The organism is Vibrio sp. 1249-1 (assembly GCF_033340495.1).
Genome location: NZ_JAWOWJ010000019.1, coordinates 20756 through 34260 on the forward strand (window position 1 = coordinate 20756; position 13505 = coordinate 34260).

The window sequence follows — 13505 nt, forward strand, 5'->3', positions numbered from 1 at the left end:
CTCAAAAATTTGCGGAGGATATCGATGTTTTACGCAGAGGGATTAAAAGAGAAGAATCACAGGCAATAAAAAAGGCCGCCGAAGCGACCTTTCTAACAATCATATAAAGTGCTTACTTCACACGACCTACGTATTCAGCAGTACGAGTATCTACGCGAATCACTTCACCAATTGAGATGAACAGAGGAACACGAACAACAGCGCCAGTTGATAGCGTCGCTGGTTTACCGCCAGTACCTTGAGTATCACCTTTCAGGCCTGGGTCTGTGTCTACAACTTCTAGCTCAACGAAATTTGGTGGAGTAACAGTAATTGGGTTACCGTTCCAAAGAGTGATCATACAAGTGTTGTTTTCTACCAACCACTTAGCGTTTTCACCTACCGCTTTTGCATCCGCTGCGATCTGTTCAAACGTTTCACTGTTCATAAAGTGGTAGAATTCGCCGTCTGAATATAGATAATCTAGGTCGATATCCATTACGTCTGCCACTTCACAAGTGTCACCAGACTTGAATGTTTTCTCTAGCACTTTACCAGAAAGAAGTTTACGAATTTTAACACGGTTGAACGCTTGGCCTTTACCTGGTTTAACGTATTCGTTTTCCAGAATTACACAAGGCTCGTTATCAAGCATTAACTTAAGACCGCCTTTAAATTCATTGGTGCTAACTGTAGCCATTTTTTCCTCTTACATTCTTAGAGCTAAATTCAATGCCGCACATAATAACCCGAAAAGTCGAATCTGTTGAGCAAAACTGGCTCAAACAGTTGGCGAATGGGATCTCTGATCCTGCAAAATTGCTCGAAATACTGGAAATTGATCCTTCACCGTGGCAAGACGGGTTTGCCGCGCGCAAGCTGTTTGCACAGCGTGTACCGCAAAGTTTTGTCGATAGGATGGAGAAAGGCAACCCTAAAGACCCTCTTTTACGTCAGGTTTTACCACTGAGCGACGAATTTGAGGTGCATCCGGGTTACTCCAATGATCCATTGGAAGAGCAGGACAATGAAGTCCCTGGCCTGCTACACAAGTATCGCAACCGCGCCCTGATGATTGTCAAAGGTGGCTGCGCGGTAAATTGCCGTTACTGCTTTCGTCGTCACTTCCCTTATCAAGAGAACAAAAGCGGGAAACAAGCCTGGACCAAGTGCTTAGAGTACATGGCACAACAACCAGAGTTGAACGAAGTCATCTTCTCAGGTGGTGATCCATTAATGGCAAAAGACGATGAGATTCATTGGCTTTTAGAGCACATTGCTCATATTCCTCACATCAAACGTCTGCGTATTCATAGCCGTTTACCTGTGGTGATTCCTGCTCGAGTCACTGATGAACTATGCCAACTTCTGCAAGCATCAAGGTTACAAATCATCCTCGTCACTCACATCAACCATGCCAACGAAATCAATGACGAATTTGCTGAACAGATGTTCAAGCTCAAAAGAGCGGGCGTTACGCTTCTAAATCAAGGCGTTCTGCTGAAAGGCGTGAATGATTCGGTAGAAGCTCAAGTGACGTTAAGTGAGGCCTTATTTGACGCGGGTATCTTGCCTTATTACCTCCACGTTCTTGATAAGGTGCAAGGCGCAGCGCACTATTTTATTTCGGACGAAGAAGCGAAAGCTATTATGCGCGGACTCATCACGCGTGTATCGGGTTATCTGGTACCAAAACTCACACGAGAAATTGGTGGCAGGCCAAGTAAAACGCCGTTGGATTTGCATTTAGAGTAAGCTCTGACGCTCAATTAAATTTGTCGTCTAGATTGATTATTTTTGTTCGCTTTGCACGGTAAGTCTATGCATACTCCGCACTTTTGGAGGTCAAGATGCATACAGCATTCGAACAAATTTTCGATCTTGGCCCATTCAGTTGGCCTGCCCTACTATGCTGCGCCATTAATGGGCTCATGATCGGTATAGAGCGCCAAACTCGTGGTAAACCGGTTGGCATTCGCACAGCAATATTAATTATTTCAGGCACCTACCTGTTTATGTCGATGGCAGTATCGTTATCGCCAAATACACTTGATCAAGCACGAGTGCTTGGTCAGATCATTACTGGCGTCGGCTTCTTAGGCGCTGGCGTTATGATGACACTTGATGGAAAAATCCATGGCGTAACATCCGCGGCTGTAATATGGGTACTAGCAGGTTTAGGTTTGATGATAGGTTTGGGTTATTTAACGCAGTCGGTGGTTATTACTCTCCTGACATTAACCGTGTTGTTAGGTGTGGATAAAGCAGAAAACCACATCAAAGCATTACGCCGCGGTGTTCATCAAAGAATTCAACAACGCAAAACTTCATCACGATTAATTAAATAGTTAACGCTCCGAGAAACTCACTTCATCTCATCAGTAATTAAAGAGCCCTCGACGAACATCGAGGGCTTTCTGTATATAAAGATTCTGACTTTCTCAGGGATTACTTAGCAAAGTTGATGAGTGGGAAACACTTGAAGAAACCGTTATCCGCACAGTTCAAAAGACCAATTTGCACGCCATCGATTTGATCGGTCATGTTGAAGAAACCAAACTGGAAATTAGACTTCTTAGAGATACTCGCTAAGCCCACATCCGCCATGGTGTAGCCTTCAGAATAGTTCACCGCGCTCCAGTTCAAGCCTTTTACGTTGTTCGTAATGTTAACAGCACCCAAGTTAACACCCGTCGTCTGACCTTGGTTCCAGTTAACTAAGCCTAAAGACGCGCCTTTCATTTCTTGATTTACTTTTGCTGCGCCAAAAAACAGACCGAAGTTCACACCTGTCGTACGATCCGTTTCTGACATACCAAGCAGTGAAAAGTCGACACCTTTAACCTCATTTACCTGTCCATGCAACACAGCTAAACGAACACCACCAACTGAAGAATTCGAAGGTGCGTTTGTGTTATCGATAGTAGAGAACATCACAGGTGTACTGTCGGCAAAAGCAACAGGTGATGCGATAGCGGCTGCAACCGCCAATGACGTCATAAGCTTTTTCATTTTCATCTCCATGATGGGAAGCAACAATTTACAACATAGTGTAATGTTCAGATTTTGCTCTGTCCCCGTTCAAAAAGTGTTAGCAATAGGTCAGATTTAACCATCTGACTCAAAAGAAAAAATATTTCTCTTCGATTTTTTGCTTCTGAAATGGCGCTTTTTACGCTCAAAAATTTCATGATAAGCCACACCAGAACGTCATGTTTCTCAGGTGACACGCATAAAAAAGTCGAGGCATCTGCCTCGACTTTTAAGGGTTTGGTCGGTTATCTTTCCGCTATAAGGTTTCCCTAGAGCGATGAGATAAGCTGGCTTACATCATGCCGCCCATACCGCCCATGCCACCCATGCCGCCCATGTCAGGCATCGCTGGCGCGTCTTTTTGCGGTAGGTCAGTAACCATCGCTTCAGTTGTGATCATCAGACCTGCAACCGATGCTGCGAATTGTAGTGCAGAACGAGTAACTTTAGTTGGATCTAGGATACCCATTTCTAGCATGTCGCCGTATTCGCCTGTTGCCGCGTTGTAGCCGTAGCTACCTTCACCCGCTTTCACGTTGTTCGCAACAACTGAGTCTTCCTCACCTGCGTTCTTCGTGATTTGACGGATTGGCGCTTCCATTGCACGTAGTGCAACGCGGATACCAACGTTTTGTTCTTCGTTGTCACCCGTTAGGTGAGCAATCTTAGATGCCGCGCGGATAAGTGCAACACCACCACCAGCAACAACACCTTCTTCAACCGCTGCGCGAGTTGCGGCTAGCGCATCTTCTACACGGTCTTTCTTCTCTTTCATTTCAACTTCAGTCGCAGCACCAACTTTGATTACTGCAACACCGCCAGCCAGTTTAGCAACACGCTCTTGTAGTTTCTCTTTGTCGTAGTCTGAAGTTGCGTCTTCGATTTGTTGACGAATCTGAGCAACACGGCCAGAGATCATCTCTTCTTCACCGATACCATCGATGATAGTCGTGTTTTCTTTCGTGATAGAAACACGCTTCGCTTGACCTAGATCTTCTAGTGCAACTTTTTCTAGCTCTAGACCGATCTCTTCAGAAATCACAGTACCGCCAGTTAGGATAGCGATGTCTTGTAGCATTGCTTTACGGCGGTCACCGAAACCAGGTGCTTTCACAGCTGCAACTTTTACGATGCCACGCATGTTGTTCACAACCAATGTTGCTAGCGCTTCGCCTTCTACATCTTCTGCAATGATAAGCAGTGGACGAGATGCTTTCGCGACAGCTTCTAGCGTTGGAAGAAGCTCACGAATGTTTGAGATCTTCTTGTCTACTAGAAGAATGAATGGGTTTTCTAGATCAACACTGCCTGATTCTTGGTTGTTGATGAAGTAAGGAGACAGGTAACCGCGGTCGAACTGCATACCTTCTACTACGTCTAACTCGTCTTGTAGCGCCTGACCTTCTTCAACCGTGATAACGCCATCACGACCCACACGCTCCATTGCTTCTGCAATGATATTACCTACGCTTGCGTCTGAGTTTGCAGAGATAGTACCAACCTGCGCGATCGCTTTTGTGTCGTTACATTCAACAGAAAGCTCTTTTAGTTGCTCAACTGCCGCGGCAACAGCTTTGTCGATACCACGCTTAAGATCCATTGGGTTCATGCCCGCTGCGACTGCTTTTAGACCTTCGTTAACGATAGATTGTGCTAGTACCGTTGCTGTTGTTGTACCGTCACCCGCTGCGTCGTTTGCTTTAGACGCAACTTCTTTAACCATTTGTGCGCCCATGTTCTGGAATTTATCTTCCAGCTCGATTTCACGCGCTACTGATACACCATCTTTAGTGATAGTTGGTGCACCAAAAGATTTGTCTAGAACGACATTACGTCCTTTAGGACCCAGTGTTACTTTTACTGCGTCAGCCAGAACGTTTACACCTTCCAGCATTTTAACTCGTGCGTCATTACCAAATTTAACGTCTTTAGCAGCCATCTTTGATTTCCTTTCTAAAATTCTTTGTGTGTAATTTCGTAATTGAATCTGAGCAAAAAATTACTCAATGATTGCTATTATTCAACGATCGCCATGATGTCGTTTTCAGACATGACAAGCACTTCTTTACCGTCGATTTTTTCAGTTTTTGTACCGTAACCTTCAGCGAAGATAACGGTATCACCGACTTTAACGTCTAGTGGCAGTACGGTGCCGTTTTCTAGGATGCGGCCTTTACCCACAGCTAGAACAACACCGCGAGTCGATTTTTCTGCAGCAGAACCAGTCAGAACGATGCCACCAGCAGACTTAGATTCAACTTCTTTACGTTCAACGATAACTCGGTCATGTAATGGACGAATGTTCATCGGTCGTCTCTCCTGAAAATTTCCATGTTTATTTGATAATTGTCCTTAGGGACTGTAGCCCCAGACACGTGATCCCTATATAAGGGGTCGAAGCAGCGATCCCAAGGGGGTGGCACAAAATTTTTGTGACTTAGTTAAAATAACGAACAACTAGGCAACGGTTTGCGTTAGAAATGCTCACTCGCTCGGCATCTCGCTTTCTTGTATCCTTGCAGTTTGCTCACCAGATAGTTGTCACACATGCAGGAAAATAACAAGCTGGAACCCCAAGCGACCGATAAGCATGGTTTGTTGACCGCACCCATTCCTGAAACGCTGCGGAAAATGACCGTACCCATGACCATGGGCATGATCGCAATTTTGATGTTTAACTTGGTGGACACGTTTTTTATCTCGTTGCTTGGCACTCAAGCGCTAGCAGCTATCAGCTATACCTTCCCTGTCACCTTTGCGGTTAACTGCATTACGATGGGGATTGGGATGGGACTATCGACCAATATTGGTCGCTTGCTTGGGCAAGGTCATGCACCACAAGCTGCTCGGTTCACCACCCACGGTTTGTTGTTAGCCGTGTTACTTGTGGCTATCGCGTCTTCTATTGGCTTTACCACCATTGCGCCATTGTTTCGTTTTCTTGGCGCGTCTGATGATCTCATCCCTCTTATTGAGCAGTATATGCAGGTCTGGTATCTCACCATTCCTCTGCTAGTGATCCCAATGGCGGGCAACAGTGCTATCCGAGCTACTGGCGACACAAAGACACCAGCAAAAGTCATGATGTTGGCTGGTTTGATTAATGGCATGCTCGATCCATTGTTGATTTTCGGTTATGGCCCTTTTCCGGAACTTGGCATTCAAGGCGCAGCCATAGCAAGTGCCTTTAGCTGGTTAGGTGCTTTGTGTGGCTCATTCTATGTGCTAATTAAACGGGAAAAATTGCTTGCTCAACCCCAATGGGCTTTGCTGAAACAAGACTGGCAACAGACACTAAAAATTGGTACCCCTGCAGCGCTATCAAACGCGATGAATCCGTTGTCCGGTGCCATTCTGATGATGCTGTTATCCAACCACGGTACAGCGGCGGTTGCTGCTTACGGCGCAGCGCAGCGTATTGAGTCTATATTGATTTTAGTATTGATGTCGCTGACCTCTGCCCTCACACCGTTTATGGCACAAAATTTAGGAGCCAAACAACCGCAACGAGCCTTTTCCGGTTTATTTATTAGCATGCGTTTTGCAGTGGTATTCCAAGGGTTTATCTTCTTGATGATGGTGCCACTGAGCATTCCTCTGGCTGCGCTGTTTTCTCAGGAAGATGCGGTGAAAAACCTGCTTTGGCATTATTTACTGGTGGTGCCATTTAGTTATGGCTTCCAAGGCATCGTGATGATGTTAGTCAGTGGTTTGAATGCGATGCACAAGCCATTGCGTGCATTCCAGTGGAGCTTTATGCGGCTGTTCATTTTTACCTTGCCATCGGCGTGGATCGGGAGCCAAATCTACAGTATTGAAGGCTTGTTTATCGGTATCGCGGTTGGGAATACGTTGGGTGGGCTACTGGGCTACTTGTTTGCGCTGCGCGAGCGAAAATTAACGCTCATAGAGCAGAGCAGCGTGTCTTAACACTCGTCTATCGCTAGTTTCTTTTTGTTGATTCTCAAATACAAAAAAACCGCGGAAAGCCGCGGTTTTGTTTATCTATTTCAAGCTTGCTTAGAACAACTCTTCAGCAACTTTGTATAGATCGTTGCGTACTGGACGCTTCATGTTTTCGATTGCGTCGATGATATCGTGGTGAACAAGTTGCTCTTTCACGATACCTACACAACGACCACCATGACCTTCGATCAATAGGTGAACAGCGTAGTTACCCATACGAGATGCTAGTACGCGGTCAAATGCAGTTGGACGACCACCACGTTGGATGTGACCAAGTACTGTTGCACGAGTTTCACGACCTGTCGCGGCTTCGATGTCACGTGCTAGTTCATTAGCATCCATCATTAGCTCAGTAAGCGCGATGATCGCGTGTTTCTTACCTTTAGCGATACCATCTTGGATGTTGCTGATCAGCTTGTCTTTGTCTAGACCAGTTTCCGGAGTGATGATGTATTCACAACCGCCCGCAATTGCAGACATCAGAGTCAAATCACCACAGTGACGGCCCATGATTTCTACAATTGAAATGCGTTGGTGAGATGAAGAAGTATCACGTAGACGGTCGATTGCATCGATAACGGTGTTTAGTGCACTTAGGTAGCCCACAGTGTAATCCGTACCTGCGATATCGTTGTCGATTGTGCCCGGAAGACCGATACATGGGTAACCCATTTCAGTCAGTTTCTTCGCACCCATGTACGAACCATCACCACCGATTACCACTAGTGCATCGATACCATGTTTTTTCAGGTTCTCAATCGCTTTTTCACGAACTTCCACTTGTTTAAATTCAGGGAAACGTGCAGAACCTAGGAACGTACCACCTTTGTTGATCACATCTGAAACGCTAGAACGATCTAGCTTCTCGATGCGGCCTTCGTATAGGCCTAGGTAGCCGTCGTACACACCGAATACTTCCAATCCTTCGGATAGTGCTGTACGTACTACGCCGCGTATCGCAGCGTTCATACCAGGTGCGTCACCGCCACTTGTTAAAACACCGATCTTCTTAATCATGCTCACCCTCGATCTTTGGCAATCAATTATTTAATTTTCTTTTAGGCCCCTTGTTACCAAGCAACCTGCATAATCCAGAACTGTGCGTTATGTTACATTTCCTCTACAGGATTACCAATGAAAACGCACTTTTTTATGTAACTTTTCTACTTATGTAAGAGTATTACAGTTTCTCTATGAAACTTTGTTGATTCATATCAGGATCACGAATCTTAATAAGTATTGATGGAAAGATAGTCAATAAGTACCTGTTTGTCGTCGGGCACTGATGGATTTTTCAAGCCTACCAATCTTGCGCTTTCTGCTCTTTCTCAGGTCCGAAAACGACAGACAATGGATCTTGATGGATCAATACATCCGCATCAGGAAACAGAGCCAATAAATTATCTTCCACTTTATCAGCGATGTAATGCGCCTCAATTAATCGTAAGTTATCGTCTAGCTCTAAATGCAACTGTATAAAGCGCGTCGGTCCTGACATTCGTGTGCGTAACTGATGCACACCCAATACCCCTTTTACGCTCAAACAAGCTTGGTTAATTTGCTCAAGTTCTTCATCGGGCAACTTTCTATCAAGTAAGGTTTGAATCGCTTCGCTGACCATTTTGAAAGCGCTATAAAGAATGAAGACACCAATACCAATCGCAAACACAGCATCCGCTTGAGTCACTCCAAAATAACTGAGCCCCAGAGCCACCATGATCGCAGCATTCATATACAAGTCAGTCTGATAATGCAGAGAATCCGCCGCTATTGCTTGGCTCCCCGTCACGCGAACCACATGTTTTTGGAACATCACCAAGCCAAGTGTGACCACAATCGCAAACAGCGATACATACACACCTAACTCCGGTGCGTGTAAAGCATGCGGGCGGAAAAATCGGTCAATCCCGTTAAGAATCAAAAATACTGCCGAGCCCGAAATAAACATTGCTTGGGCTAGGGCCGCTAAGGACTCAGCTTTACCATGCCCAAAAGTATGTTCGCGGTCTGCCGGTTGTAAGGCGTAACGAACCACCACAAGATTCACAACTGAAGCCGCGATATCTAACATGGAGTCAATCAATGACGCCAATAAGCTCACTGAGCCGGTTACCCACCACGTGATGACTTTTACTATCAGAAGAAGCGTCGCCACAATGGTTGCAGTCCAAGCGGCGGTCGTAACTAAACGTGCGTATTGCTGTTTCATAATCAAAGAGTTAACTAAAACCATACGTTGAGTATATTGAATGACCATGAAATAACCAGATCAAAAAGAGGCAACCAATGGCTGCCTCTTTATATAACATCAATTCATGACTTAATTATTGCGCGACTTTTCCATGCGCTTGTGCATTCTGTCGCCACACTCTTGCATACGTTCATTTTGTAGCTCAACAAATTTCGCTTTCTGCTCAGGTGTTAATACGCTAAGCATTTGGTGCTTTCTTTCTAGCATTTGCACGCGACGTTCCATTTGGCGCTCAACCATCTCTTTTGCTAACTCGGTAGCTTGAGCTTCATCAAAATTATCCGCCAGCAAAAGCGATTGTACTTTTGCGTGATGCGCTTGACGCTCAGCCATACGTGCTTCTTTGCCATCAGCGAATTTTGCTTTCATTTCTGCTTTGTTTGCTTCACGCATTTTTTTTAGCTGATCTTTTTGTGCATCAGTCAGGTCTAGTTGACGCATGACACCTCGGTCCATACCCATGCCGCATTCGTCACGAGGACCTTTATGATGGTTTTTACCACCGTAAGCGAATGCGCTTGCGGCGCCAAGAGTAAGAGGTAGAACAACAGCAGCTAACACAAGTTTTTTTGCAGACTTCATAATACGATTCCTTACACAGGTGAGTGGTTCTTCTGAGCTGTTCTCACAGCGCTTGAGTATAGAATACGACCCGCTAGGTAAAGCGACGTATAGGGAGCGTAAAGAATCGTAAAGAGTGATTTTTCTCCTCTTCGTTGCGCATCATTCCAATGTAATATTAGGCTATCGGTAACTTACTATAGGTGCCCCCATGGCAAACATTCTTTTAATCGATGACGATATCGAGCTAACCAGCTTATTAAAAGAAGTACTCAGTTTCGAAGGGTTTGACGTCAGCGAAGCAAATGACGGTGAAGCCGGCTTAGCCGCGATCAATGATAAGATTGATTTGATTTTGTTGGATGTCATGATGCCAAAACTCAATGGCATGGAAACGCTGAAACGCTTACGTGAAAATTGGGAAACTCCCGTCTTGATGCTGACCGCTAAAGGGGAAGAAATTGATCGCGTGATCGGCTTGGAACTGGGCGCGGATGATTATTTACCAAAACCTTTTAGTGACCGAGAGCTGTTAGCGCGTATCCGCGCGATTTTACGCCGCACTAGCAGCACACAAAAAAATACCAAAAACAGCGATTGCATTGAGTATCAAGAAATCCGCCTCTATCCCGGTAAGCAAGAAGCGTACTGTGAGCAACAGCTACTCGATCTCACGGCAACCGAGTTTGCGCTACTCACCCACTTCGTACAAAACCCAGGACAAGTGCTGACCAAAGAGACACTGAGCTTAGATGTGCTTGGTAAACGACTCGCTGCTTTTGATCGCGCTATCGATATGCATGTCTCGAACTTACGTAAAAAATTACCAGATCAAAGCAATGGCAAGCCGCGAATTAAAACCCTGCGTGGTCGTGGCTACATGCTGCTTGAGGAGGATTAATGCGCCTATCACGCATCAAACTGCCAAACATCAATAGCCTGTATGGACGCATCTTTGCCATTTTTTGGTTCACCATGTTATTAGTATTGATAGCCGTGCTATCACTGCCACATTTGGACCCACGCAAAGCTCGCGATATTCCAGAAGAACACTACAAACGTATGGTAGAAACGCGTGACTCAATCCAACAAAAATACAGCCAGCAAACTGATTTAGGCCGCATACTTTTTCGTATCGAGGGCAACCGCCACGGCAAGCACGACCCTCGCCCACGAGTGTTTTTTTCTGACTACAGCGGTAATGTTCTTACGACAGAAAAACGCAGCAATTTTCAATTGCGTGCCATGCAAAACTTTGTCACCAGTATCGAAGATTACAATAATCCAAAGCAGAAGCTGTATGGTCGATACATGATTGCGGGCCCAATTCCTATCACTTTGGCAGATTCCGATATCTTGATGTACGTGGGCTTCAAGTGGAATGAGCCACCACCTCTACTCCTGCGTCTGTTTGATCACCCATTCCAGCTCTTGCTTGCGGTCATGTTGGTTAGTACACCATTGCTGTTATGGCTTGCTTGGGCTTTGAGTCAGCCTGCACGTCGTCTTGAAGCCGCTGCTCAACGTGTAGCGAAAGGTGAATTTGTCACAGACCCAAATTTAGAAAAAGGCACGGCGGAATTTCGTCAAGCAGGCAGCAGCTTCAACCAGATGGTCGAAGCGGTTAATCAAATGATTTCAGGACAACAACGTTTGCTATCCGATATCTCTCACGAGCTGCGCTCACCTTTAACTCGTCTACGCATGGCAAGCGCATTAGCGACGCGTAAACAAGGAGAAAGCCCAGAATTGACTCGTATCGATACAGAAGCGCAGCGCTTGGAACAGATGATCAGCGAACTATTAGAGCTTTCTCGCATGCAGGCGAACAGTCATATGACTCGCGAAACACAGCCATTAGAAAGTTTATGGGAAGAGATCATTAAAGATGCGCAGTTTGAAGCAGAGCAAATGGGCAAACAGCTACACTATTCAGAATTACCTAAGCGCAATATTTCCGGTAACCCTAAACTGCTGATGAGTGCGGTGGGAAATATCGTTCGTAACGCCATTTACTACGGAAAAGACGAGGTACAAATCGACATCAAAGCCGATGACGATACGCTTCGTATCACGGTTGACGATAATGGAGAAGGTGTACCAGAAGAGGAACTGGCCGCGATTTTTCGCCCGTTCTATCGCGTTTCCACGGCACGCGATCGCCACTCTGGCGGCACAGGTCTCGGCCTAACCATTACCGAAAGTGCCATTCGCCAGCACAGTGGCACGATCGCAGCCAGCCGAAGTCCGTTAGGCGGATTGCGTATGAGTATCACCTTACCGATCAATTGTTAGTCTCAATTTGATGAACTAACAATAATTCGCACCATATTTCTAGAGTGAGTGATTCACAGCCCCACCCTCACTTTAGAAATTGGTGAGGCTTCTTAGAATACCCTTACAAAGATCAAAGTTGATAATAATTATCGTTAGCATTAAAGTGAATTTTCCAATTAAGGAGGATTTACTATGTCACATACATTTCCCGCTCTGCCTTACCCGTACGATTCACTAGAACCGTACATCGACGCGAAAACCATGGAAGTGCATTACAGCAAACACCACAAGACGTACTTTGATAAGTTTGTAAATGCCGTTGAAGGGAGCGAGCTCGAAACTCAGTCATTAGACGAGATCTTTGACAATATCTCTAAGCTCAGTCCAGCAGTACGTAATAATGGTGGCGGCTATTACAACCACATCATTTATTGGAATTGCATGTCACCAAACGGTGGCGGAGAGCCTCAAGGCGCGCTTGCTCAAGCAATTAACGATAAATTTGGTAGCTTTGCGCAATTTAAAGAGGCGTTTGCCCAAGCTGCCATCAATACCTTTGGGTCTGGCTTTGCATGGCTGATCGTAAAAGATGGTGAGATTCACATTACGTCCACCAGTAATCAAGACAACCCTCTGATGGATGTAGTGGATGTGCGCGGTGAACCAATCCTCGCATTAGACGTGTGGGAGCACGCGTATTACATCAGCTACCAAAACCGTCGCCCAGAATATATTGATGCGTGGTGGAACGTCGTCAACTGGCGAGCAGTTGAAGAAAACTATGCTCACGCTCTCTTATAAAGAGCATCGCTACTTACGGTATTAACATCCGCGCTAATGCCTGCTTTCATACCCAGGTCAATCTTGCTGAATCTCGCATATTTCGGTGACTTGGGTATATACTGCCCCTCTCTTTGACCAACTCTATTTCAATACCATGTTTGATATCGCTTTATACGAACCAGAAATCGCGCCGAACACCGGCAACATCATTCGACTATGCGCCAACTGCGGTGCAAACCTTCACTTAATTGAACCTCTGGGTTTCGATCTTGAAGAGAAAAAAGTCCGCCGCGCTGGTTTGGATTACCATGATTTAGCTCGCGTAACGCGTCATAAAAACTATCAAGCGTTCTTAGAATATTTAGAGAAAGAGAAGCAAGGTAACTACCGATTGTTTGCCTGCACCACCAAAACCACAGGTCACCACGTTGATGCACAATACCAAACGGGTGATGTTTTGATGTTTGGTCCAGAAACTCGTGGTTTGCCTGCTGAAATCATCGATAGCTTGCCAATGGAGCAGCGTATTCGCATTCCAATGATGCCAGATGCGCGCAGCCTAAACCTTTCGAATGCCGTTGCGATCATTGCTTTTGAAGCATGGCGTCAAATGGGCTTTGAAGGCGCATTGTAAGCAGCACGAATTCCAAATACA

The 13505-nt window shown here is 45.5% G+C and carries 14 protein-coding genes; 7 read left to right on the forward strand and 7 right to left on the reverse strand.

Annotated elements, in window-relative coordinates; all coding sequences use genetic code 11:
* Positions 1 to 112 precede the first annotated feature (112 nt).
* Positions 113 to 679 carry an elongation factor P gene (gene efp, locus R7Z50_RS21710; RefSeq protein ID WP_005381500.1) on the reverse strand — a complete coding sequence of 189 codons (567 nt, stop codon included), beginning with the start codon at positions 677 to 679 and terminating at the stop codon, positions 113 to 115.
* A 32-nt stretch (positions 680 to 711) separates the two neighbouring features.
* On the opposite strand from efp, the gene epmB reads away from it, so the two are divergent.
* Positions 712 to 1734, forward strand: a complete 1023-nt coding sequence (epmB, locus tag R7Z50_RS21715; RefSeq protein WP_033907283.1) for an EF-P beta-lysylation protein EpmB — start codon at positions 712 to 714, stop codon at positions 1732 to 1734.
* A 95-nt stretch (positions 1735 to 1829) separates the two neighbouring features.
* Complete coding sequence (locus R7Z50_RS21720) at positions 1830 to 2327, forward strand: MgtC/SapB family protein (protein ID WP_005381504.1); 498 nt, start codon at positions 1830 to 1832, stop codon at positions 2325 to 2327.
* A gap of 100 nt (positions 2328 to 2427) precedes the next feature.
* On the opposite strand, the gene R7Z50_RS21725 is transcribed toward R7Z50_RS21720, so the two are convergent.
* The 3 genes from R7Z50_RS21725 to R7Z50_RS21735 form a co-directional block, all read right to left on the reverse strand.
* Positions 2428 to 2991 (reverse strand): VC2662 family protein, encoded by a 564-nt coding sequence (locus R7Z50_RS21725; RefSeq protein WP_005381507.1) that lies wholly within the window; start codon positions 2989 to 2991, stop codon positions 2428 to 2430.
* Between the two features lie 313 nt (positions 2992 to 3304).
* Complete coding sequence (groL, locus tag R7Z50_RS21730; protein WP_005381509.1) at positions 3305 to 4951, reverse strand: chaperonin GroEL; 1647 nt, start codon at positions 4949 to 4951, stop codon at positions 3305 to 3307.
* 77 nt (positions 4952 to 5028) lie between these two features.
* On the reverse strand, positions 5029 to 5319 hold the full coding sequence (locus tag R7Z50_RS21735) for a co-chaperone GroES (protein ID WP_005381516.1): 291 nt from the start codon (positions 5317 to 5319) through the stop codon (positions 5029 to 5031).
* A gap of 240 nt (positions 5320 to 5559) precedes the next feature.
* Here R7Z50_RS21735 and R7Z50_RS21740 point away from each other — a divergent pair, with 240 nt between their 5' ends.
* On the forward strand, positions 5560 to 6942 hold the full coding sequence (locus R7Z50_RS21740; protein ID WP_017821828.1) for an MATE family efflux transporter: 1383 nt from the start codon (positions 5560 to 5562) through the stop codon (positions 6940 to 6942).
* A 90-nt stretch (positions 6943 to 7032) separates the two neighbouring features.
* On the opposite strand, the gene pfkA is transcribed toward R7Z50_RS21740, so the two are convergent.
* From pfkA to R7Z50_RS21755, 3 genes are all read right to left on the reverse strand, one after another.
* Positions 7033 to 7995 carry a 6-phosphofructokinase gene (gene pfkA, locus R7Z50_RS21745; RefSeq protein WP_005381521.1) on the reverse strand — a complete coding sequence of 321 codons (963 nt, stop codon included), beginning with the start codon at positions 7993 to 7995 and terminating at the stop codon, positions 7033 to 7035.
* A gap of 283 nt (positions 7996 to 8278) precedes the next feature.
* Positions 8279 to 9187 (reverse strand): CDF family cation-efflux transporter FieF, encoded by a 909-nt coding sequence (fieF, locus tag R7Z50_RS21750; protein ID WP_025768809.1) that lies wholly within the window; start codon positions 9185 to 9187, stop codon positions 8279 to 8281.
* Between the two features lie 111 nt (positions 9188 to 9298).
* On the reverse strand, positions 9299 to 9811 hold the full coding sequence (locus R7Z50_RS21755) for a CpxP family protein (RefSeq protein ID WP_318149255.1): 513 nt from the start codon (positions 9809 to 9811) through the stop codon (positions 9299 to 9301).
* A 190-nt stretch (positions 9812 to 10001) separates the two neighbouring features.
* Between R7Z50_RS21755 and R7Z50_RS21760 the strand changes: the two genes are divergently transcribed.
* The 4 genes from R7Z50_RS21760 to trmL all read left to right on the forward strand — a co-directional run bounded on the left by R7Z50_RS21760 (position 10002) and on the right by trmL (position 13484).
* Positions 10002 to 10691 carry a response regulator gene (locus R7Z50_RS21760; protein WP_005382384.1) on the forward strand — a complete coding sequence of 230 codons (690 nt, stop codon included), beginning with the start codon at positions 10002 to 10004 and terminating at the stop codon, positions 10689 to 10691.
* Positions 10691 to 12085 carry an envelope stress sensor histidine kinase CpxA gene (cpxA, locus tag R7Z50_RS21765; protein WP_318149256.1) on the forward strand — a complete coding sequence of 465 codons (1395 nt, stop codon included), beginning with the start codon at positions 10691 to 10693 and terminating at the stop codon, positions 12083 to 12085. The genes R7Z50_RS21760 and cpxA overlap by 1 nt, the downstream gene beginning before the upstream one ends.
* Before the next feature lie 174 nt (positions 12086 to 12259).
* Positions 12260 to 12868 carry a superoxide dismutase gene (locus tag R7Z50_RS21770; RefSeq protein ID WP_005382382.1) on the forward strand — a complete coding sequence of 203 codons (609 nt, stop codon included), beginning with the start codon at positions 12260 to 12262 and terminating at the stop codon, positions 12866 to 12868.
* Between the two features lie 136 nt (positions 12869 to 13004).
* Positions 13005 to 13484, forward strand: a complete 480-nt coding sequence (gene trmL, locus R7Z50_RS21775) for a tRNA (uridine(34)/cytosine(34)/5-carboxymethylaminomethyluridine(34)-2'-O)-methyltransferase TrmL (protein WP_025768811.1) — start codon at positions 13005 to 13007, stop codon at positions 13482 to 13484.
* The last annotated feature ends 21 nt before the right edge of the window (positions 13485 to 13505 follow it).